Below are 325 nucleotides of genomic sequence, written 5' to 3' on the forward strand. Positions count from 1 at the left end.
GTCAGCAATAGCGGGACTCCTGACCACCCAGACCATCAAGATCCAAGTGTCTCTGGTGTCCAAGATCCGGGGTCAGGGCCCACCGTCACCTACACCACCGCCTGGAACACAAGCCCATCCGCGTCTCCAGGCCGAAGCAACTACAAGATCTCGTTGGTCTTGTCCGCCACCCTCAACTGCGCCAGGGACGGTGGTCCTGGTCGATGACGGCGAGCAGGTGGGCGGACTGCCGGTCTCGGGTGCGCGAGCCCCGGGCGCTCTTGCCGTCCACCGCAAGCCGTCGCTGAGTGAGGGCTGGCTCGCCGGTCGGCCGCAGCAGAACATC

It is taken from the genome of Streptomyces sp. NPDC051133, assembly GCF_040682635.1.
Classification (GTDB): Bacteria; Actinomycetota; Actinomycetes; order Streptomycetales; family Streptomycetaceae; genus Streptomyces.